Genomic DNA, 21,027 nt, shown 5'->3' with positions numbered 1-21,027 from the left:
GCCTACCGGACCTTCGCCATCCGCGCGGTCGGCTTTCCCTCGGCCGAGCTGTCCGACGCGTAGGCGAGGTCGTCGCCGACTCGGGTGAGGCGGACGGTGTGGGCGGCCTGGTTGCAGGTACCGCGGTTGCCCGGGGCCCCGGCCGCCGCCGCCACGAGCCGGTCCGCCGTGACCTGCTTCAGGGTCAGTACGTCGTCGCAGACCCCGCCGAGCTGGTCGGTCTGCCGCAGGACGCCCAACCGCCCGCCGATACCCACCTGTTGGACGGTGAGACGGAAGGTCCCGTCGGGCAGGGAACCGTCGAGGGCGGTGCCCGGCCCCTCCCAGGTGCCGAGGTAGGCCGCCGGGACGGCCTTCCCGGACGGGACGGCGGAGGGCGAGGCGCCCGCCGTGGCACTGCCCGCGCCGGACGGGGCGCTCGGCGTGGCGTCGGGCGCGGACGACTGCTTCTCGCCCGCGGAACCGCTCGCCGTGTCGTGGTGGCCGCCGGGCAGCAGCCGGAACACGAACACCGACCCGACGGTCACCGCCGCCAGCGCCCCCGCGACGGCGATCGCGACCGAACAACTCATGCGCCGCCCACGCCCGTTCGTCCCGGGCGTCGCGTCGGCGGCCACGGTGACGGAGACCTTCCCGGGCCGGCGGGCGGACGTCGGCGCCGGGGCGCGGTCCGGCGGCGGCGCGTCCCGGGGCTCCGGCACGCCCGGCGGCCCGTATCCGGCGGGCATGACCGGCGGCGGCCCGAACCCGGCGATCCCCGCGCCCGCCCCCGAAGTCCCGCCGAACCCCACCGGTCCGGAGGCGGGCACCGCGTCCGCCACCCCGGCCGCCTCAAGGTTCAGCAGCTGTACGGCACTTCGGCTCACCTGCTCGACCAGCGCGCCCGGCAGCCAGCCGCCCGCCACGAGCCGCGCGGCCCCGTCGGGAGCGAGCCGTCGGGCCACCTCGCCCGGAGTCGGCCGCGCGGCGGGGTCCTTGGCGAGACAGGCCGCCACGAGTTCCCGCAACTCGCCGCCGATCGAGCCCAGTTCGGGCTCCTCGTGGACGACCTTGTAGAGCAGGGCGGCCGAGGAGTCACCGGGGAAGGGCGGCTCACCCGTCGCCGCGTGCACCAGGACCGCGCCCAGCGAGAAGACGTCGGCCGCGCCCGTGGCGCCCTTGCCGAGGATCTGCTCGGGGGACATGTAGCCGGGCGAGCCGACCGAGACGCCGGTGGAGGTGAGGGAGGCGGTGCCGTCGGTGGCGCGGGCGATGCCGAAGTCGATGAGGAGGGGGCCGTCGAGGGTGAGCAGCACGTTGGACGGCTTCACGTCCCGGTGCACGAGCCCCAGTGCGTGCACGGCTTCGAGCGCCTCGGCGAGCCCCGCGCCGAGCGCCCGTACCGAGGACGGGGGCAGCGGGCCGCCGTCCGCGACGGCCGCCGTGAGGGAGGGACCGGCCACGTACGCCGTCGCGACCCAGGGCACCGCGGCCTCCGGGTCGGCGTCCAGGACGGGGGCCGTCCAGGCGCCGCCGACCCGGCGGGCGGCGTCGACCTCACGGCGGAAGCGGGCGCGGAACTCCTCGTCGAGCGCGAAGTGCGGATGCACGATCTTGACGGCGACCGTGCGTCCGCCGGCGTTGCGCCCCAGATAGACGCGGCCCATCCCGCCCGAGCCGAGCCGGCCGAGCAGCCGGTAGGGCCCCACCACCGTGGGTTCGTCGACTCCGAGCGGCTGCATGCCGTCCACCCCTCCCCCGTACGACTTCCAGCAGGGTAGTGCCGAAGCGGTCGCGGGCTTACGGCTGGAGCAGATCCACCCTGACGTCGGCGGGGAAACCGGTCGTCGGGCCCACCCGGCGGGCGAACTCGGCGACGGCCGCCAACTGGGCCGCGCCGAAACGGAAGTCGAGGGTGGTGAAGTAGCGCTCCAGGACGGTCTCGTCGAAGGCCTCCCAGCGGGCGGCCTGCTCGGCGACCTTGCCGACCTCCTCCAGGGAGAGGTTGCGGGAGGCGAGGAAGGCCTCGTGCACCTTGCGGGTGATCACCGGCTCGCGCTCCAGGTAGTCGCGGCGGGCGGCCCACACGGCGAAGACGAACGGCAGGCCGGTCCACTCCTTCCAGAGCGCGCCCAGGTCGTGCACTTCGAGCCCGAAGCGGGGGCCGTCGAGCAGGTTGGCGCGGAGCGCGGCGTCGCCGATGAGGACGGCCGCGTCGGCCTCCTGCATCATCAGGCTGAGATCGGGCGGGCAGGTGTAGTAGTCGGGCTGGACTCCGTAGCGCTCGGCGAGCAGCAGCTGGGCGAGGCGGACGGAGGTGCGCGAGGTCGAGCCGAGGGCGACGCGGGCGCCGTCGAGGCGGTCCAGCGGGACCTGCGAGACGATCACGCAGGACATCACCGGGCCGTCGCAGCCGACGGCGATGTCGGGGAAGGCGACCAGGTCGTCCGCGTTGCGGAGGAACTCGACGAGCGTGATGGGCCCGATGTCGAGGTCCCCGCGCACCAGTTGCTCGCTGAGCTTCTCCGGGGTGTCCTTGGTGAGCTCGAAGTCGAGGAGCGTGCCCGTTCTCGCGAGCCCCCAGTACAGAGGCAGGCAGTTCAGGAACTGGATGTGCCCGACGCGCGGCCGGGTGCGAGAATTGTCCACATCGCGAGGCTAGACCCATGAGGTACGGTGCAGGCTTCAGGGGTGTCCGGACCGCTTCCCGCGACCGCCTCTTTTAGCCCCGCCGAAGAGGCGGCGTCAACCCCGATACGGGGTTCTCTTACGTCCGAGTGACGTGATCTTGGTCTCTATTGCTTTCGGCTGCCTGCGTGCTAGGCTCGCCCGCAAGTTGCAGTTTGGTTTCCCTTGCAGTACAGAGCCTGCGGAGCATGTGACCGCGGGCTCTAGTCGTTTTCAGACATATGCAGATGTGCGGCGTCAGTTTTCACACTTGCAGGTTCTGGAGCAGGGCAACCCTTTGGGCCCAAGGAGGGCTTATGGCTACCGGAACCGTGAAGTGGTTCAACGCCGAAAAGGGCTTTGGATTCATCGCCCAAGAAGGCGGCGGCCCCGACGTCTTCGTCCACTACTCCGCGATCAACGCGAGCGGTTTCCGTTCGCTCGAAGAGAACCAGCAGGTGAACTTCGACGTGACCCAGGGTCCGAAGGGCCCGCAGGCGGAGAACGTCACTCCCGTCTGAGTCCCGTTTCCCTGATCAGGAACCGATAGCAGCACCCAAGGAGCCCCGCCCCTCACCGGGACGGGGCTCCTGCCTCTGCATCTGCCTCCGGCGGCGGCCCGGGTCAGCCCTCCATGGCCCGGCGGGCACCGACTTCGCTGGGGTATTCGCGGACGGTGAAGGCGGCGGCGACCCAGCCCACGCAGCCGGCTACGAAAACCGGCATGACGGGTGCCGCGACCAGGCAGAGAACCCGGCCCGCCACGGCGAGTCCGACGGAACGGCGGGTTCCGTCGCGCTTCGCACTGCGGGCCTGTGCGGGAGTGGGCGGATCGAGGAGCTTCGCTCGGTGGTCCCGGCGCTGCACCCGCCATCCCCAACCCAGGGCCACACAGGACGCGGCCACCTGCGTCCAGTCCCACACCGTGCGCACGGTCGGCGGCAGTGCCTGGCGGAAGCCGCCGTAGAGGCTCAGTGCGATGAAGCAGAAGAAGGCCAGCACCATGAACCAGAGGGCAGCACCGCAAGCGCGGCGCAGCCAGTAGCGCGGGCCGCGCTCGTACCAGGTGGTGCCGAGGCCTGGCAGGGCGGGAATCCCGGCGGGGGTGCCGGCCGCCCGGGCGTCAGAAGAGGCTTTTGATGCCATGCCAGACGTCATCCTTCAGTCGTACGAAGTCGTCCCCGGTCTCGGAGAAAACATGTCCCGAGCCGGTCAGCAGCCCGCCGACCACGCCGTGGTCGTGGATGTCCTCGCTCCAGTGCTCGTGGAAGCTGTGGTCGATGACGCCGGTCGCGCCGATCACCACCGCGCCGCCCACTCCGGCCACCACGGCGATGGGCACGTCGAAGGGCGCGGCGGCCACCAGGCCCGCCGTGATGGCGGTACCGGCCACCAGCCCCGCCACGTTGGCACCCCCGTCAACCGTCACCGAACGCTGCCATGACCATCCCTTGTCATGGTCGTCCGACGCCTCCAGCAGTCCGCAGGCGCCCGCCGCCGCGACGTCCAGGACCGGGATCTCCTTGAGGAAGTCCGGCAGCTTGTCCAGGCTCTCGCCGGTACGCAGGGCGTCCGCCGCGTCGGCCAGTTTGACGTTGAGAACACGGTCGTAGGGGAGCTTGGTACTGCCGTTGTCGGCGGCGGCTATCGAGTCCTCCAGGGAGCGCACCTTGGCGACGGCGTCGCGGTAGGCGCCCTTCGCCGGGAGGTCCTTGGGCAGGGAGCGCCCCGCCTTCTGGAAGGCCTTGCGTTCGGTACGGAGCTGCTTCTTGGCCGCCTGCTCCTCGGCCTTGGCATCGGCGATCTCGGTGCGGGCCTTGGCGCCGGTGGCCCGGGTGTCCTCGGCGTCGTAGGCGTACAGCCCCCGCAGGTAGTCCGCGAGGGTGACCTTGTCGCCCGTCGAGACCGGTGCGGTCGCCTGCGCGTAGAGGGCCCGCAGCTGATCGCCGGCCGTCAGTCTCGCCTGCTGCGCGGTGTGCAGCACCTCCTTGCGTACCGTGTCGTACTCGTTCATCGCCGCGATCGTCTTCTGGTCCGCCGCGCTCGGCGGGCTCGCCGTGGCGATGGGGGCGACGACGCCCATGGGGCCCATCGGGACGCCCTTGCCGATGGCGACGTGCTCGGCGTTCTGGAGGGCGGTCTCGCAGGTCGACAGCGCGTCGGCGAGGGTGTCGATGATCTGCCCCGCGGAGTGGACGAGGTCGGCGAAGGCGCCCGCGGTCAGCGCGTCCGTGGTCCAGGTGGCACGGAAGGTCTCGGCGGCCTCGCCCTTCCAGCCCGCGTCGTCGACGAGGGAGTCGACCGCGCGGGTGAGCGGCCGGACCACGTCGTCGAGCCGGTCCTTGGCGTTCTTGTACGTCGTGGCCATGGTGCGCAGCCCGCCGATGTCACCGCCGACCCAGCTGTCGGTCATCGCTCCCTCACTCCACCATCAGGTCTTCGAAGACGCCGTGGACGTCGACGTCGTGCCGCTGGAACGAGTCCCGCGCGTAGGTCACCTTGTCGCCGCGGTCGTCCATGCGGTCGGCGAGCCCGGTGTGCAGCGCGACGATGAGGTGGGCGACCTCCTTGAGGGCGTGGTCCAGGCCGGAGTCGCCGCCGCTGACGACGGGCGGGGCCACCTGGGGGTGGAGTCTGCGGTAGTCGGTCGCCTGGTCGTGGAAGGTCGTGGACATCGTGGTGAGGTCGCTCAGGACCGCCTTGAAGTCGGCCGGCATCAGCGCATCTCCCTTGCGTAGGCGGCCAGTTCGGCCGGGTGCCAGTTGCGGTGGCCGGGCTCGACCCGCGGGTCGAGGAGCACTTCGACCCCCTGTCCGGCGATGCCTTCCGCGAGCGGGCCCAGCGAGGTGAGGACCCACGGCTGCGCGTCGCCCAGCGCGGCCACGAGTCGCTCCACCGTGGTGAAGGCGAGGGCCGCCCGGCCGCCCGGCACGGGCTCGAATATCTCGTACACGACGAAGGGGACCCGGACGGGCCGGCCGGCCGCGTCCGTGGACTCGACGTAGCGCGGATGGGCGGGGACCACGACCGGGGTGTGGTAGGGCGGGACGCCGGGCCTCGGTCCGGGGAGGTCACCGGAGGCCGCAGGAGCCGCCGGGGCCGCCTCGGCGTACTCCCGCAGGCGCGAACGGCCGGGGTCCGGCGGGCGCGGCCCGGCAGCGGGCTCCCCCTGGACGTAATCCAGCAGGCGCGAACGGTTCGGCTCCCCCACCGCCGTCTCCTCTTCACCCTGGTCACCGTGGACTGCTACGCCTCCTCACAGTAGCCAGCGGGCCCACGGCCAAATCCGGCCAAGTCGGGGCGGGCGGTCCGGCGCATGCGCAATGTATACGGCCGCTTGGGGCGGCGCTGGCCATTCCTTGACCGGGTGATGACCGAGGCGGGTCAGCGTCTGTCGGCCAGGTAGAGCCCCTCGATCTCCTCGGCGAAGTCCCGCATGATGTCCTCGCGCCGCAGCTTCATGGTGGGGGTCAGATGGCCCGCCGCCTCGGTGAAGTGGACGGGCAGGACGGCGAAGCGGCGGATGGACTCGGGGCGGGAGACGAGCTTGTTGGCCTCGTCCACGGCACGTTGCAGGACCGCCGTCAACTCGTCGTCGTCCAGGAGCAGTTCGGCCGGGACGGGATGCTTGCCGCGCATCTGGCGCCAGTGCGTGATGCCTTCGGAGTCGAGGGTGATGAGCGCGGCGACGTAGGGGCGGTTCTCGCCCACGACCATGCACTGGGCGATCAGCGGGTGGGAGCGGAGCCAGTTCTCCAGCGGGGCGGGGGCGACGTTCTTGCCGCCGGCCGTGATCAGGATCTCCTTCTTGCGGCCGGTGATCGTCAGATAGCCCTCGTCGTCGAGGCGCCCGATGTCGCCCGTGGGGAACCAGCCGTCCGGGGCCGCGGGCACCACTCCGCCGCCGTGCGGATCCCAGTAGCCGCGGAACACCTGGCCGCCCGCGAGCAGGATCTCGCCGTCCGCCGCGATCCGTACCCGGGTGCCGGGCAGCGGCCAGCCGACCGTCCCCAGGCGGGGCCTGAGCGGCGGGGTGACCGTCGCGGCGGCGGTCGTCTCGGTCAGGCCGTAGCCCTCGTAGACCTCGACGCCCGCGCCGGCGTAGAACGCGGCGAGCCGGCGGCCCAGCGGGGAGCCGCCGCAGATGATGTGGCGGAGCCGGCCGCCGAGCGCGTTGCGGAGCTTGCGGTAGACCAGCGGGTCGTAGCAGGCGCGGGCGGTCCTGAGGGCGCGGCCGGGGCCGGGGCCGGTGCCGCTCTGCTGGGCCTCCAGGGCCTCGCCGTAGCGGCGGGCCACCTGCGTCGCACGGTCGAAGACGGCGGCCCGGCCGCCGCGTTCGGCCTTGGCGCGGGCGTTGTTGAAGACCTTCTCCAGCATGTACGGGATGGCCAGCAGGAAGGTCGGCCGGAAGCCGGCGAGGTCGGCCAGCAGGGCGTCCGCCTTCAGGCTCGGCGCGTGGCCCAGCCGGACCCGGGCGCGGACGCAGGCGATCGCCACCATCCGGCCGAAGACATGGGAGAGGGGGAGGAAGAGGAGCGTGGACGGCTCGTCGCCGGGCTTGCCGCCCTTGAAGACGGGGGCGAGGAGTTCGATCGCGTTGTCGACCTCGGCGAGGAAGTTGCCGTGGGTGAGCGCGCAGCCCTTGGGACGGCCGGTGGTGCCGGAGGTGTAGACGATGGTGGCGAGCGTGTCGGGGCCGAGCACGCCCCGCCGTACGTCGACCTCCTGGTCCGGTACCTGCCGGCCGAGTTCGGCCAGGCGGTCCAGGTGGCCCTTGTCGATGACCCACATGTGCCGCAGGTCGGGCAGCCGGTCGCGCTCCGGGCCGAGGGCCGCCGCCTGGGCGGCCTCCTCCGTGGCGAGCGCCACCGCGCCCGAGTCCTGGAGGATCCAGCGGACCTGGAAGACGGAGGAGGTGGGGTAGACGGGGACGGTGACCAGGCCGGCCGCCCAGGCGGCGAAGTCGAGGAGCGTCCACTCATACGTCGTCCGCGCCATGACCGCGATCCGGTCGCCCGGGGCGAGCCCCTCGGCGATCAGCCCCTTGGCCAGCGCCAGGACCTCCGCGGCGAACTCGGCGGCCGTCAGGTCCCGCCAGCCGCCGTCGCCGGTGGGGCGGCTCAGGACGCGGTGCTCGGGTGCCGCCGCCGCGTTCTCGAACGGCACGTCCGCCAGCGAGCCGTGGGTCACCTGCGCGACCAGCGGCGGTACGGCCGCCTCGCGGACCTCGCCGTCCAGCCGCCGCACCTCGGGCCGCACCAGCGCAGGGGCGCCGTCGAGCTCGTACGCGAACCCGGCCGAGGTCGACGAGGGCGGTACCGGCGAGGGGTTCGACGGGGACGTGGAGTGCGAGGGCGACGAGGAGTGCGACGGGGACGAGTACGAGATCGGCATGGCGGCTCCTGGGGCGTGCAGCTCGTTTCCGCTCTGCTGCATGAGGTACGCACGGCGCGTACCCAGGTGTTCATCCGCGGTCCGCGACGGGTGTGTTGTCGCTGTTACCGCGAGTAGTTCAGCGATGGTACGGGGTGCTCGTGGGGAGTTCGTGCGGGTTCGGGGATGGTCCGGGAGTGGTCCGGAGCCGGGCCTGTGCGCCCGCGGCCGGCTCGGGTCCGGGTGGGGCCCGGATCGGCGTCCAGGTCGGGGTCCACGTCGGGGTCCGGGTCCGCCGGGCGTTCGGCCCGGCCGTTCCACCTAGACTTACCTCCGGTAACCTTACTTCCAGGTAAGCGAATCCGAACCGCCCCGGACGCAGCGGGAGTTGCACACATGGCCGACCGCCATCCGAACCTCGCCGGCCGCGACGGGGAACCGGTGAACGCCGCGAGCACCACCCTGACCGGCGCCCCCGCCCTCGCCCCGTCCCTGCTCCGCGGCGCCCTGCTCTCGCCCTTCAAACGCCCGCGCCCCGAGGCCGCGTTGACGCCGGTGCGGCTCGTGCTGCCCGGTGTGCGCGTCGACCTCGCGCGGCTGGCCGCCTACGAGCGGGTGTGCGGCTTCGCGACCGGGGACGACGCCCTGCCGATCACCTACCCGCACGTCCTCGGCTTCCCGCTCGCCATGCGGCTGATGAGCGACCGGGCCTTCCCGCTGCCGCTGCTCGGACTGGTGCACACCTCCCTCACCCTCACCCGGCACACCGCCCTCACGGCCACCGGGACCTACGAACTCGCCGTCCAGGTCGAGGGGCTGGCGCCGCACCGGCGCGGCACCCAGGCCACGGTGGCCACCGAACTGCGGGCCGCCGACGGGGTCGTGTGGGAGTCGCGCAGCACCTACCTGGCCCGGCACCGCACCGCCGGTCCGCGTCCCGAGGCGCCCCCGGGTCAACGGGAGCAACGGGAGCAACGGAAGCCCGGGGAGAAGCCTGAAGGGAAGCCGCTGCCGGTCGTCGCCGAGTGGCGGCTCGCCGGGGACGTCGGGCGCCGTTACGCCGCCGCGTCCGGTGACCGCAACCCCATCCACCTCCACCCCCTCACCGCCCGCGCCTTCGGCTTCCCCCGCGCCATCGCCCACGGCATGTGGACGGTGGCGCGCTGTCTCGCCGCACACGGCACCCCGCGATCCGCCCGGGTGGACGTCCGGTTCGGGGCGCCGGTGCTGCTGCCGGGGACCGTGGAGTACGCGGCGGAGGGCGGCAGGTTCGCGCTGCGGGAGGGGTCCGGGCGGGTCCATGTGGACGGAGTCGTGTACCCGGCGGACCGCTGAGCACACCTGAACAGTGCGCGAACAGCGCGTGTCCGCGGGTGCGCCGGGCGCCGCGAACTCCCAGCTGGGCGCCGGGAGTCGGCGGTTCCGCACAGGTGAACCCCAGCCGGCCCAAGGTGCTCTCAAGGGTTCGCTCAGACGGCACTCAGAGACCCTTCCTAGCCTCGGCCCACTTCGCCGGACCCGCCAGGAAGGGCCACCTCAGCCATGCCCCCCAGACGCATCGCCGTACTCGCCGACTCGGACACCCGCTGGAAGTGGGGTGCTTCCGTGGCACGGCAGCTCGCTCCCGGGCACGCGCTCGACGCGTACTTCCTGCGCGGCCGGTCGACGCCCACCGAGCGGCAGCTCGCCGAGATCGGCGTGGTCCCGGACCGCCGGCGTGAACTCCCCGCCGCCGCACTGGTCGACGACCCGGAGCTGGCCGAGGCGGACATCGTCGTCCTGGCCGTCGTCGGTGGCACGGTCCTCGCCCTCACCCACAGCCTCGGCCTCGCCTGGGCGGGCCGCGAAAACCGGCCGGTGACCGTCACCGGATACGTCGGTGTCGTCTACGAGAAGATGGTCGACGGGCTGCTGACGCGCGCCGGGAGCGATCTCGTCCTCGCCAACTCAGCCTACGACGCACGCCGGTTCCGCGCCGCGTTCGAGAGCGTCGGCGTCGACCCGGAGTCGGTGGTGGAGTGCGCGCTGCCGTTCCTCGGCGGCGAGCCCCACCGGCCGTCCCCGGACCGGCCGTTCACCCTCACCTTCGCCGTCCAGCCCTCGGTGCCCAGGAGCAGGCAGGACCGGCTGCGGCTGCTGGAGAGGGCCGCCGCGCACGCCCGCCGCCACCCCGACCGGCTGGTCCAGATCAAACTGCGCAGCCTGCCCGGCGAACACACCACCCATGTGGAGGCCGAGCCGTACCAGCACCTCGTCGGAGCCCTGGCCGAGCCCGCGCCCGCCAACCTCCGACTCGTCTACGGCAACATGAGCGAGGTCCTCGACCGCACCGACCTGCTGGTCACCGTCAGCTCCACGGCCGCCCTGGAGTCGATGCACCGGAACATCCCCACCGCGATCCTCACCGACTTCGGCGTCCGCGAGGCCCACGGCAACCACTACTTCCTCCACTCGGGCTGCCTCGCCTCCTGGGACGACCTCGACTCCGGCGCCCGTCCGCTGCCCGACCCCGCCTGGACCGCCGCACAGGGCATCGGCAAGAGCGACCCGTACGCGGCCGGCCGCGCCCGTGTCGCCGCGCTGCGCGCCGCCGGACCGCTGCCGACGCTGCGCCCCTACTACACACCGCGGCGGGCCGGCGTCTATCTCGACGATGTCCTCGCCCGCAACGGCTTCGACGAGAAGGGCCGCCCGCTGGCCGCCGCGCCGGGCGCCGACGGCTCGGGCCGCGTGCGGAAGGCCGTACGCCAGGCGACGCGGCGCGGCGCCAAGGCCGTCTACCGGATGGGGTACCAGCGGGTCGCGCCGACGCTGCGCAAGTGGGGGGCCGGGTGAGGGGGGGGCCGTGTGAGCGGTGCGCGGGCGCCAGGACCCGGGAGCCGGTCCGGCCGGTGGGGGCGGCGGGGGCGGTGCGGTCAGCCTGGCCAATGAGGTCAGGTGAGGGCAGGTCAGGTCCGGTCGGTGTGGTCCGTGGGCGGAGTCCAGGGGCGCCCCTCCATCAGGTTGCCCAGGCCGGCCCAGGCGAAGTTCATCAGAATCGTCGCCGGCTGTCCGGGGGTGGAGCCCGGGGTGGTGTTGGCCCAGGCGGCGAGGGACTCGGCGGCGCCCACCAGGGCCTCCGCGAGACCGGCCACCTCCCGCTCGGGGAGATCCGGGTCGCGGTGCGCCTCGCGGGCCGCGACGACGATCAACTGCGTGACCAACGCGACGAGTTCGGCCCGCATCGCGGCCACCTCGGCGGCGAAGGGTTCCCCGTGGGTGCGGGCCTGGAGATGCAGGACGGCCCAGCCGTCGGGATGCCGTGCGGTGTGCGTGAAGAACGCCCGCAGCCCGTCCCAGAGTTGGCGGTCGGCGGCCGATCCGGTGCGCACCCCGGCCCGTACCGCCTCGGTGAGCGCCTGCCCCTCGCGCCGGATGCACGCGGTGAACAGGTCTTCCTTCGAGTTGAGGTACAGATACACCAACGGCTTGGACACACCGGCCAGTTCGGCGATCTCGTCCATCGACGCGGCCATGTAGCCGCGCTGCCCGAAGGTCCGTACGGCGGCGTCGAGCATCTGCTGCTCACGGACCGCGCGCGGCATCCGCTTGGTCTTCACGGCACCCATGGGGCCAGGGTAGTCGGGCTCGGTCGCCGGGCCGCCGACGGAGTCTCCGGTGAGCGGGGCACCGGTTACTGGGAGGCCTGCTCCTGCGCGTGGCCCGCGTCCAGCGCCGCGTCCTCCTGGTTGCGGTTGGCGTCCAGGTTGGCCTTCATCCGGTCGACCCGCTCCACGATCTGCACGGAGGCCCGGTCCCGCACCCCGCGCAGCACCACGAAGCTGATCGGCGCCGAGATCACCAGGGCCAGCAGCACGATCCACAGACCGTTGGAGTCGCCGAAGCCGCGGGGGGCGACGCCGACGTGGACGAGGCCCCAGACGACAAGGAGGCAGCCCGCGAAGACCCCGAGGCGCATCAGTGTGTAGCGGAACATCTCAATCCACTCTTCCGTCTCGAAACAGTCCGATCCAGCGGTCCCGTCCAGTGAAGCACGCGCCGCACCCGCTCCCACGGCGGGGTGCGCGGCTCAGGTCAGGGGCAGCAGCATGATGATGTCGTCCCGGTCGTCCCCGGGTGCGACCCGGATCGCGCCGGGCACCCGACCGACCTCCTTGTAACCGCAGGCGCCGTAGAACCGTTCGAGGTCGTTGCCGCCCCGGCAGGTGAGGCGGATCGCCTCGATGCCGTCGAGGCCGCGGGCGGCCTCCTCGGCGGCGGTGAGCAGGGCCCGGCCGTAGCCCCTGCCCTGTCGGCCGGGGTGCACCATCACCGTGTACAGCCAGAGCCAGTGCCGCATCAGGCGGTGCGAGTTGAAGGCGAGGAACGCGGTCGCCACCACCCGGCCGGAGGCGTCCCGGCCGACCAGCAGCCGGGTGCGCCCCTCCGCCATCGCGACGAAGTGCTTGACCAGTTCGGGCCGGATGTCGTCCACCGTCACCGGCGGCACGAAGCCGACGGAGCCGCCCGCGTTCGACACGTCCGCCCACAGGGCGAGGATCTCCTCCCGCAGGGCAGGAGTGATCGCGGGGTCCAGTTCACAGGTCAGTGTCATGTCGGCAGGTCCGTGCTCGTCACACCCGCATCGGCTGCGGCGACTCGCGCCGCGCCGGGTCCGGGCCGTCGTACTCGCGGATGATCTCGTACCGGGTGTTGCGCTCGACCGGCCGGAAGCCGGCGTCGCGGATCAGGTCGAGGAGGTCCTCGCGGCCCAGCTTGTTCGGCGTGCCGTAGTTGTCCGCGTCGTGCGTGATCTTGTACTCGACGACCGAGCCGTCCATGTCGTCCGCGCCGTGCTGGAGGGCGAGTTGGGCGGTCTGCACCCCGTGCATGACCCAGAAGACCTTGACGTGCGGCACGTTGTCGAAGAGCAGCCGGGAGACCGCGAAGGTCTTCAGCGCCTCCGCGCCGGTCGCCATCTGGGTGCGCGCCTGAAGCCGGTTGCGGACCTTGCCGTCCTTCATGTCCACGAAGTCGTGCTGGTAGCGCAGCGGGATGAAGACCTGGAAACCGCCGGTCTCGTCCTGGAGTTCACGCAGCCGCAGCACGTGGTCGACGCGGTGGCGGGGCTCCTCGACATGGCCGTACAGCATGGTGCACGGGGTCTTGAGCCCCTTCTCGTGCGCCAGCCGGTGGATGCGCGACCAGTCCTCCCAGTGGGTGCGGTGGTCGACGATGTGCTGCCGGACCTCCCAGTCGAAGATCTCCGCGCCGCCGCCGGTGAGGGACTCCAGACCGGCGTCGATCAGCTCGTCGAGGATCTCGGAGGCGGAGAGCCCGGAGATGGTCTCGAAGTGGTGGATCTCGGTGGCCGTGAAGGCCTTCAGGGAGACCTCGGGGAGGGCCTTCTTCAGCTCGCTCAGCGACCGCGGGTAGTAGCGCCACGGCAGGTTGGGGTGAAGGCCGTTGACGATGTGCAGCTCGGTGAGGTTCTCGCCCTCCATCGCCTTGGCGAGCCGGACCGCCTCCTCGATGCGCATCGTGTACGCGTCCTTCTCCCCCGGCTTGCGCTGGAAGGAGCAGTAGGCGCACGACGCGGTGCAGACGTTCGTCATGTTGAGGTGACGGTTGACGTTGAAGTGGACGACATCGCCGTTCTTCCGCGTCCGTACCTCGTGCGCGAGTCCGCCCAGCCAGGCCAGGTCGTCCGACTCGTAGAGCGCGACGCCGTCCTCGCGGGACAGCCGCTCACCGGAGCGGACCTTCTGCTCCAGCTCGCGCTTGAGCCCGACATCCATGCCCATACCTCTTCCTACGACGAACCCGGTCAACGGTACTCCCCCGCGTTTCGGACGAAATCGCGCCCCCACACGGTGCTCAGCGCCTGCGCGCCTGTGCGCCTACGCCTCCTCGGGCAGCTCCCCGACCCGGTTCTCCCACTTGGTGGAGAGCACGATCGTGGTGCGGGTCCGGGAGACGCCCCGGGTGCCGCTGAGCCGCCGGATCGTCTTCTCCAGCCCGTCCACGTCGGACGCCCGCACCTTGAGCATGAACGAGTCGTCGCCCGCGATGAACCAGCAGTCCTCGATCTCCCCGAGGTCCTTCATCCGGCGGGCCACGTCCTCGTGGTCGGCGGCGTCGGAGAGCGAGATGCCGATCAGGGCGGTGACCCCCAGTCCGAGGGAGGCCGAGTCGACGGTGGCGCGGTAGCCGGTGATGACACCGGCCGCTTCCAGCCGGTTGATGCGGTCGGTGACGCTGGGTCCCGACAGACCGACGAGACGCCCCAGCTCGGCGTAGGAGGCCCGGCCGTTCTCTCTCAGGGCCTGGATGAGCTGCCTGTCCACCGCGTCCATGCGATCGGTTGCCTTCCGGTTGTGGCGATGAGTGAGTGGGTGAGCGAGCGGGGCCGCGCACGGGCCCGGTCCCTCGTCAGGTGGTGCGGGAGCCGGCGCCCAGGCCGCCCTTCCACCGGCGGTACAGCCCGTGTCCGACGCCCGCCGCGTCCAGCACCCGGCCGGCCACGAAGTCCACCAGATCCTGTATGTGGGTGGCGCCCGCGTAGAAACCGGGCGAGGCCGGCACGACACTGGCGCCCAGATCGTCCAGCGCGACCAGGTGGCGCAGCGTCTGCCCGTTCAACGGGGTCTCGCGTACGGCCACCACGAGCGGGCGGCGCTCCTTGAGCGTGACGCTCGCGGCCCGTTGCAGCAGGTCCTTGGAGAGTCCGAGGGCGACCCCGGCGACACACGCCGTCGACGCGGGCACGATCAGCATCCCCTTCGCCGGGTACGACCCCGAGGACGGCCCCGCCGCCAGGTCCCCCGCACCCCAGTACCGCACGCCGTCGAGGTCGGCGTCGAAGACGTCCGGCTTGCCGTCGGCTCCCCGGGCCAGCCATTCCCGCAGGTCGTCGCGCCAGTGGGCGTCCCGGAAGGCGATCCCCGTCTCGTCGAGCAGCGTGAGCCGGCTGGCCCGGGAGACGACCAGGTCGACGCTCTCGCCCGCGTCGAGGAGCGCGCGCAGCACGGCGGCGGCGTATGGGGTGCCGGAAGCGCCGGACACCCCTACGATCCAAGGCGTACGCGGCGTCTCTCCTGGCTTGGCTGGGTTCACACCCCCGAGCCTATCCGGCGGCGCGGGGCGGGAACCGGCCAAGGGGGTGGGGCCGTTGTCCTGTGGGGACGAGCGAGCGTCGAGCGAGCGTGGGGGATGCCATGTCCGGTGCGGAGCTTGGCTGGTCGCGGGGCGACCGCGCGAAGGCCGCGGCCATGCTGATGGTGGGCTGGGTCGCGCTGTTGTGGCTGCTGGAAGTGGTGGACGTGGTCAGCGGTCACGCGCTGGACGGGCTCGGTATCGTCCCGCGCGAACCCTCCGAGCTGGTCGACGTCGTCCCGGCCGCGTTCGTGCGCTTCGGCTTCGCCCATGTCGCCGCCAACAGCGTGCCGCTGCTGGTCTTCGGCTTTCTCGCGGCGCTCGGCGGGCTGCGCCGGTTCGCGATGGTCTGCGCGCTGGTCATCGTCGCGGACGGGCTGGGCGTGTGGCTGATATCCCCGTCGAACACCAACACGGCGGGCGCCTCCGGCCTGATCTTCGGCCTCTTCGGCTTCCTGCTCATCAGCGGTTTTGTGGAGCGCCGTCCGCTCGGCATCCTGGTCGGGCTCTGCGTCGGCTCGATCTGGGGCGCCTCGATCCTCTTCGGCCTGGCCCCCACACAGTCGGGCGTCAGCTGGCAGGGACACCTGGTGGGACTGGTCGCGGGCGTCGCGGCGGCATTCGTCTTCCGCCGCGGTGCCCTCGCGGCAGAGCGACGGGGGCTCACCCCGTAAGCCTGCCGGCGGGTGCGGCGGGGGTTGCGGGGTGAGCGCGGGCGGCGGGGCGCGGGTGGGGTGCAGCGGGTCTGCGGGGTGAGCGCGGGTGGGGTGGGGCTAGCCGTAGGCCGCAGGCTGCGAGCAACGCCGGCCCATGACCCGTAGCGCACGGCCGATGGCGTGCGGCGCGCGAGGGCTGGCGTAGACCCACGACGGGCCAGGCGGCCTCGGTTCTGTCAGAGGGTCAGATCGTCAGGCCCCGTACCAGCAGGTCCAGCAGCGCGCACAGGAACAGCGCGATGCCGATGAATCCGTTGACGCTGAAGAACGCCCTGTTCAGACGGGACAGGTCGTGCGGGCGGACGATCGAGTGCTCGTAGAGGAACGCGCCGGCGACGATGAGCAGGCCGAACCAGAAGAGGACGCCGGCGTCGGTGGCGAGGGCGTACCAGACGAAGAGGGCGGTGGTGACGGTGTGGCAGGCGCGGGCCCCCCAGACGGCGGCCGGGATGCCGAAGCGGGCCGGGACCGACATGACGCCGATCTCGCGGTCGGTCTCGATGTCCTGGCAGGCGTAGATGAGGTCGAAGCCGCCGATCCAGACGCCGACGGCGAGACCGAGGATCACCGCGTGCCAGGACCACTCGCCGGAGATCGCCAGCCAGCCGCCGATCGGGCCCATGGCCTGGGCGAGACCGAGGATGGCCTGCGGGAAGTTCGTGAAGCGCTTGCCGTAGGGGTAGACCACCATCGGGACGACCGCGATGGGGGCCAGCGCCAGGCAGAGGGGGTTGAGGAGGGCCGCGGAGCCGAGGAAGACGACGAGGGCGATCAGCGCGCCGGTCCAGGCGTGCCGTACCGTCATCGCGCCGGTGACCAGTTCGCGGTGGGCCGTGCGCGGGTTACGGGCGTCGATCTCCCGGTCGATGATCCGGTTGACCGCCATCGCGAAGGTGCGCAGGCCCACCATGCAGACGGTGACCAGGAGCAGTTTGCCCCAGTGGATGTTCCGGTCCCACGCGAACATCGCGGTCAGCGCCGCGATGTAGGCGAAGGGCAGGGCGAAGACGGAGTGCTCGATCATCACCAGGCGCAGGAACGCCTTGGTGCGTCCCGGTTGCGGGAGGGCGGCAGACGCGCTGCTCACAGGCCGTACTCCTTCCACCGGCGGTCGACCGTCGCCGCCGTATCGGGGTCGGACAGCACCATTTCGGGCCATCCGCCGTCCCGTGTGTAGCCCTCCTCGGGCCACTTCCTCGTCGCGTCGATACCCGCCTTGCCGCCCCAGAACTGCTGGTAGGAGGCGTGGTCGAGATGGTCGACGGGTCCTTCCACGACCGAGAGGTCGCGGGCGTAGTCGGTGTTGCCGAGGGCCCGCCAGGCGACCTCGTGCAGATCGTGGACGTCACAGTCGGCGTCGACGACGACGATGAGCTTGGTCAGGGACATCATGTGCGCGCCCCACACCGCGTGCATCACCTTCTGCGCGTGCTTGGGGTACTTCTTGTCGATCGAGACGATCGCGCAGTTGTGGAATCCGCCCGCCTCGGGCAGGTGGTAGTCGACGATGTCCGGCACGATGACCTTCAGCAGCGGCAGGAAGAAGCGCTCCGTCGCCCGGCCGAGCGGTCCGTCCTCCGTCGGGGGCCGGCCGACGACGATCGACTGGATCAGCGGCCGTTTCCGCATGGTCACGCAGTCGATGGTCAGCGCCGGGAACGGTTCCTGCGGGGTGTAGAAACCCGTGTGGTCGCCGAACGGCCCCTCCGGCAGCATCTCGCCGGGCTCCAGCCACCCCTCGATGACGACCTCGGCCTGCGCCGGCACCTGGAGCGGAACCGTCTTGCAGTCGACCATCTCGATCCGCCTCCCGGAGATGAACCCGGCGAAGAGGTACTCGTCGATGTCGCCGGGGAGCGGCGCGGTGGAGGCGTAGGTCACGGCGGGCGGGCAGCCGAAGGCGATGGCGACGGGCAGCCGCTCGCCGCGCCGCGCGGCCACCTGGTAGTGGTTGCGGCTGTCCTTGTGGATCTGCCAGTGCATGCCGATGGTGCGGCGGTCGTGGCGCTGGAGCCGGTAGAGCCCGAGGTTGCGGATGCCGCTCTCGGGGTCCCTGGTGTGGGTGAGGCCGAGGTTGAAGAAGGAGCCGCCGTCCTGCGGCCAGGTGTGGAGGGCGGGCAGCGCGTCGAGGTCGACGTCGTCCCCGTGCACCACCACCTCCTGCACGGGAGCCTCCCTGACCTTCTTCGGCGGCACGTGCGTCATCGAGCCGAGCTTGCCGAAGGCCTCGCGCACCCCGACGAAACCGTGCGGCAGTTCGGGCCGCAGCAGGCCGCCGATCTTCTCGGAGATGTCGCCGTACGACTTCAGTCCCAGGGCTTTCAGCAACCGCCGGTCGGTCCCGAAGACGTTCATGGCGAGGGGCATCGAGGAGCCCTTCACGTTCTCGAAGAGAAGCGCGGGGCCGCCGGCCTTCTGGACCCGGTCGACGATCTCCCCGACCTCCAGATGGGGGTCGACCTCGGCCTTGACACGCTTGAGGTCTCCCTCGCGTTCCAGTGCCCTGAGCAGGGAGCGAAGATCGTCGTAAGCCATGTGTCCCAGTATCGGCCACCGGCTAACCTGACCCCGTCACCGGGGCCGTCCCACCTCTTTGGAGAGAATCGCCGACATGCTCAGGTATCTGCCGTTCCTGCTGGTCCTGGCCCTGTGGATCTACGCCTTCGTGGACTGTCTGAACACCCCGGAGGAGGATGTGCGGGGCATGCAGAAGGTGCTCTGGGTGCTCGTCATCCTGCTCTTCGGCGAGGTGCTGGTCGGCCCGGTCGCCTGGCTGATCGCCGGCCGCAGGCGCCGTCCGGCGGCGGGGAACGCCGGGCCGGACCGGTGGGTCGCCCCCGACGACAACCCCGAGTTCCTGAAATCCCTGAACGCGGACGGGCTCCGGGACGATCCCAAGCCCGAGTGAGGACGCGCTCGCCAACCGAAGGGGGAACGTACCCGAGCACGGCGACGTGATGACTGAGCGCTGCCTTGCCGAGGCGTACGTGGAAGCTTCCGCAGGAGGCGCGCGACCAGTCGCTCGATGCCGCCAACTCCCTTACGAGCGCGCGGCGTTGCGAATCGGCGAGCGCGGTGAGGACTGTCTGCGCGGGGACCTCGTCGGGGTGCAGGTGCGCGTGTTCGGGGTGAAACATCGCCGGCCGCGAGGCGCGGCCCGGGGGTTTCCGGGTGGCAACTCTGCTACGGCCAGCGGGACTTGAGGTCTGGGGGCGGCGGGTACGGGTGGTCGGGGCGGGCGTCGGGGGTCTGGCCGTGGCCAGGAGGTAACAGCGCGCGGGGCGCTGACGGTGGGCGGCGCGTACGCGGAGGTGGCCGGCGCCGGCGCGGCGACCGCCTTGCCCCCTCCCCAGGGCGTCGGCACGCGTCCGGTCGCCGCCCTTCCCACGGTCCTCCCGACCGCGCACGCCCCCGTCCACACGGTGGTCCGACCGCAGCCCGGTGAGATGCTGCTTGTACGGGACTCGCCGGCCGAAGTCGGCGCAGGGGTAAGCCAGTTGTGAAGGCGGCGGAAGCCGGGGCGTTGCCGGTGTCGGTGACGATGCCGGTGGCGGCGGAGTTCGGGTGGGCGGGTGCGGCGGGAGACGCATCCATCGAGGGAACGACGTCAACGCCGTGTCGACGTGAACGCCGTCAAGCGGAACGGGTGACTCGCTCACCCGGTTCGTGCCGTAGGCGATCACGCGAAACCCCGATGGCCGACGAGGAGCAGCCGCGCCGCCCGGAGGACCCACCCCCCACAAAAGTGTGACAGTCCAGCCAAAACAGTCACGCTTTCCGAACCCCCCCCCCCCCCACCCCCACCCCCCTCATCTTCTTTGCGATTCCGCGATAAGGCCGCTCGTCTCCGGGCCCGGCACTGTGTCCCCCTGTCAAAGGGATGACCCGAGGGTCAGGGACGCCGTCGCATCACCAGCGCAGGCTTGACGAAGGACAGGGCGGCCCCCGGCGGCCAAGGCGTTGCTCCTGTGTTTCGGTCGCTGGAGAGTGGGGGCCATGAACCGTATCGATCAGGCACAGGCACGTACCTGGCTCGCCACCGCCCTCGCGGAGGCCCGTACCGGGCTCGGCGAGGGCGGCATCCCGATCGGCGCCGCGCTCTACGGCGCCGACGGCACTCTGCTGGGCCGCGGCCACAACCGGCGAGTCCAGGACGACGATCCCTCGACGCACGCGGAGACGGCCGCGTTCCGCGCCGCCGGACGGCAGCGGTCGTACAGGGGCACGACGATGGTGACCACCCTCTCGCCGTGCTGGTACTGCAGCGGTCTGGTCCGCCAGTTCGGCATTTCTCGGGTGGTCGTCGGCGAGGCGGCGACCTTTCACGGCGGGCACGACTGGCTCGCCGAGCACGGGGTGGAGATCGTTCTGCTGGACGACCCGGAGTGCACCTCGCTGATGCGCGACTTCATCGACAACAACCCCGCACTGTGGAACGAGGACATCGGCGGCGACTGAGCCCCGCCTCCCCCGCGGTCACGCGGTCACGATCCAAGCGGCCGGGCTTCGGAGGAGGCTCCCAGGGGACCAAGAGACCGCCGGCCCTGCTCCGTCGTCCATTTCGATCTGGAGCGGCCACAGGTCGGGAGCGCCCGGCGGGATCGTCGGGCCGGACCTCGTACGGCCGCTCGCCCGCCTTGTCGACGATGGCGCCACCGGACAAGGGGGATGCCCGGTCTCCGCGCCCGGGAGCCGGAGGACGGCGGCAGGACCACGAAGGTGACGGCCGCCGCGGCGGCGACGGCGGCGGTCGCGGCGATCGCCGGACGCAGCCACCTGCCGGTCTCGCGGGCGGTGGCCGGGGGGCCTTCACCCCGCGGGACGCCGCGGTTGCGGAGGAGTCGGTGACGGCTCTGCGGTAGGTCTCGTTCGGGAAGTTCCGGGAGCTGGTTCATCGTTCCTCCCCCATGGGCCCGGCCGCTCCGCCGCCACAGGGCCAGCACCTCGCGCTCGGAACGGCGGAGCGTGGCGAGCACGGCGCGGACGAGGGCCAGTTCGGCGGAGGCGGGGGCGCTGTGGTGCGGGCGGCGGCTTCGGGGGCGGCGATGCGCGGCAAGGTCGACGAGGAGGGCGGTCCGCTGCGGGCCCTGGCCTCTGGGCCCCTCCGCACCCTCCTGCCTGTCCGCACGGCGAAGGCCGGTTCCGGTGACCCATGTCA

The 21,027-nt window shown here is 71.9% G+C and carries 21 protein-coding genes and 1 pseudogene; 6 read left to right on the top strand and 16 right to left on the bottom strand.

Features of this window, described 5'->3' with window-relative positions; genetic code table 11:
* Positions 1-2 precede the first annotated feature (2 nt).
* On the bottom strand, positions 3-1,721 hold the full coding sequence (locus tag ABZT12_RS12300) for a serine/threonine-protein kinase (RefSeq protein WP_356381574.1): 1,719 nt from the start codon (positions 1,719-1,721) through the stop codon (positions 3-5).
* 58 nt (positions 1,722-1,779) lie between these two features.
* A complete protein-coding gene (locus ABZT12_RS12295) occupies positions 1,780-2,628 on the bottom strand; it encodes a menaquinone biosynthesis protein (RefSeq protein WP_356381571.1) in 849 nt (282 codons plus the stop codon).
* A gap of 335 nt (positions 2,629-2,963) precedes the next feature.
* On the opposite strand from ABZT12_RS12295, the gene ABZT12_RS12290 reads away from it, so the two are divergent.
* A complete protein-coding gene (locus ABZT12_RS12290) occupies positions 2,964-3,167 on the top strand; it encodes a cold-shock protein (protein ID WP_046908818.1) in 204 nt (67 codons plus the stop codon).
* A gap of 103 nt (positions 3,168-3,270) precedes the next feature.
* Here the strand turns inward: ABZT12_RS12290 and ABZT12_RS12285 are convergent, their stop codons facing one another.
* From ABZT12_RS12285 to ABZT12_RS12265, 5 genes are all read right to left on the bottom strand, one after another.
* Positions 3,271-3,792 (bottom strand): hypothetical protein, encoded by a 522-nt coding sequence (locus tag ABZT12_RS12285; RefSeq protein WP_356381567.1) that lies wholly within the window; start codon positions 3,790-3,792, stop codon positions 3,271-3,273.
* Entirely contained in the window at positions 3,770-5,059 is a 1,290-nt protein-coding gene (locus ABZT12_RS12280; protein ID WP_356381564.1) for a WXG100 family type VII secretion target, read from the bottom strand. The genes ABZT12_RS12285 and ABZT12_RS12280 overlap by 23 nt, the downstream gene beginning before the upstream one ends.
* A 7-nt stretch (positions 5,060-5,066) precedes the next feature.
* The gene (locus tag ABZT12_RS12275; protein WP_356381561.1) at positions 5,067-5,363 is read right to left on the bottom strand and encodes a DUF6317 family protein; all 297 of its coding nucleotides are present in this window, start codon (positions 5,361-5,363) and stop codon (positions 5,067-5,069) included.
* Positions 5,363-5,857 (bottom strand): SAV_915 family protein, encoded by a 495-nt coding sequence (locus ABZT12_RS12270; RefSeq protein WP_356381558.1) that lies wholly within the window; start codon positions 5,855-5,857, stop codon positions 5,363-5,365. Before ABZT12_RS12270 ends, ABZT12_RS12275 begins: the two co-directional genes overlap by 1 nt.
* A 173-nt stretch (positions 5,858-6,030) precedes the next feature.
* The gene (locus tag ABZT12_RS12265) at positions 6,031-8,040 is read right to left on the bottom strand and encodes an AMP-dependent synthetase/ligase (RefSeq protein ID WP_356381555.1); all 2,010 of its coding nucleotides are present in this window, start codon (positions 8,038-8,040) and stop codon (positions 6,031-6,033) included.
* Between the two features lie 375 nt (positions 8,041-8,415).
* Here ABZT12_RS12265 and ABZT12_RS12260 point away from each other — a divergent pair, with 375 nt between their 5' ends.
* Positions 8,416-9,354 (top strand): MaoC/PaaZ C-terminal domain-containing protein, encoded by a 939-nt coding sequence (locus ABZT12_RS12260; protein WP_356381551.1) that lies wholly within the window; start codon positions 8,416-8,418, stop codon positions 9,352-9,354.
* Positions 9,355-9,561: 207 nt separating this feature from the next.
* A complete protein-coding gene (locus ABZT12_RS12255; protein WP_356381548.1) occupies positions 9,562-10,854 on the top strand; it encodes a DUF6716 putative glycosyltransferase in 1,293 nt (430 codons plus the stop codon).
* 113 nt (positions 10,855-10,967) lie between these two features.
* Here the strand turns inward: ABZT12_RS12255 and ABZT12_RS12250 are convergent, their stop codons facing one another.
* From ABZT12_RS12250 to ABZT12_RS12225, 6 genes are all read right to left on the bottom strand, one after another.
* Complete coding sequence (locus ABZT12_RS12250; RefSeq protein WP_356381545.1) at positions 10,968-11,627, bottom strand: TetR/AcrR family transcriptional regulator; 660 nt, start codon at positions 11,625-11,627, stop codon at positions 10,968-10,970.
* A 65-nt stretch (positions 11,628-11,692) separates the two neighbouring features.
* Positions 11,693-11,995: a DUF4229 domain-containing protein gene (locus ABZT12_RS12245; RefSeq protein WP_356381542.1), complete on the bottom strand. Its 303-nt coding sequence runs from the start codon at positions 11,993-11,995 to the stop codon at positions 11,693-11,695.
* Positions 11,996-12,088: 93 nt separating this feature from the next.
* Entirely contained in the window at positions 12,089-12,613 is a 525-nt protein-coding gene (locus ABZT12_RS12240; RefSeq protein WP_356381539.1) for a GNAT family N-acetyltransferase, read from the bottom strand.
* A 19-nt stretch (positions 12,614-12,632) separates the two neighbouring features.
* The gene (mqnE, locus tag ABZT12_RS12235) at positions 12,633-13,796 is read right to left on the bottom strand and encodes an aminofutalosine synthase MqnE (RefSeq protein WP_356381897.1); all 1,164 of its coding nucleotides are present in this window, start codon (positions 13,794-13,796) and stop codon (positions 12,633-12,635) included.
* A 102-nt stretch (positions 13,797-13,898) separates the two neighbouring features.
* Positions 13,899-14,354 (bottom strand): Lrp/AsnC family transcriptional regulator, encoded by a 456-nt coding sequence (locus ABZT12_RS12230; RefSeq protein WP_356381536.1) that lies wholly within the window; start codon positions 14,352-14,354, stop codon positions 13,899-13,901.
* Positions 14,355-14,430: 76 nt separating this feature from the next.
* Entirely contained in the window at positions 14,431-15,114 is a 684-nt protein-coding gene (locus ABZT12_RS12225; RefSeq protein ID WP_356381533.1) for a UbiX family flavin prenyltransferase, read from the bottom strand.
* A 101-nt stretch (positions 15,115-15,215) separates the two neighbouring features.
* On the opposite strand from ABZT12_RS12225, the gene ABZT12_RS12220 reads away from it, so the two are divergent.
* The gene (locus ABZT12_RS12220; protein ID WP_356381530.1) at positions 15,216-15,827 is read left to right on the top strand and encodes a rhomboid family intramembrane serine protease; all 612 of its coding nucleotides are present in this window, start codon (positions 15,216-15,218) and stop codon (positions 15,825-15,827) included.
* Positions 15,828-16,053: 226 nt separating this feature from the next.
* On the opposite strand, the gene mqnP is transcribed toward ABZT12_RS12220, so the two are convergent.
* Positions 16,054-16,956 (bottom strand): menaquinone biosynthesis prenyltransferase MqnP, encoded by a 903-nt coding sequence (gene mqnP, locus ABZT12_RS12215; RefSeq protein WP_356381527.1) that lies wholly within the window; start codon positions 16,954-16,956, stop codon positions 16,054-16,056.
* Entirely contained in the window at positions 16,953-18,404 is a 1,452-nt protein-coding gene (locus tag ABZT12_RS12210) for a menaquinone biosynthesis decarboxylase (protein ID WP_356381524.1), read from the bottom strand. Before ABZT12_RS12210 ends, mqnP begins: the two co-directional genes overlap by 4 nt.
* Before the next feature lie 76 nt (positions 18,405-18,480).
* On the opposite strand from ABZT12_RS12210, the gene ABZT12_RS12205 reads away from it, so the two are divergent.
* The gene (locus tag ABZT12_RS12205; protein WP_356381521.1) at positions 18,481-18,777 is read left to right on the top strand and encodes a PLD nuclease N-terminal domain-containing protein; all 297 of its coding nucleotides are present in this window, start codon (positions 18,481-18,483) and stop codon (positions 18,775-18,777) included.
* A gap of 34 nt (positions 18,778-18,811) precedes the next feature.
* Here ABZT12_RS12205 and ABZT12_RS12200 read toward each other — a convergent pair.
* A pseudogene (locus ABZT12_RS12200) lies at positions 18,812-19,006 on the bottom strand (transcriptional regulator); the annotation flags it as partial.
* Positions 19,007-19,865: 859 nt separating this feature from the next.
* On the opposite strand from ABZT12_RS12200, the gene ABZT12_RS12195 reads away from it, so the two are divergent.
* On the top strand, positions 19,866-20,327 hold the full coding sequence (locus tag ABZT12_RS12195; protein ID WP_356381518.1) for a nucleoside deaminase: 462 nt from the start codon (positions 19,866-19,868) through the stop codon (positions 20,325-20,327).
* Positions 20,328-21,027: the final 700 nt, after the last annotated feature.

Origin of the sequence: Streptomyces sp. NPDC005423 (assembly GCF_040606415.1) — a bacterium.
Classification (GTDB): Bacteria; Actinomycetota; Actinomycetes; order Streptomycetales; family Streptomycetaceae; genus Streptomyces.
The sequence above is the reverse complement of the archived record's forward strand: the minus strand, read 5'-3'. Positions and strand labels throughout refer to the sequence as shown.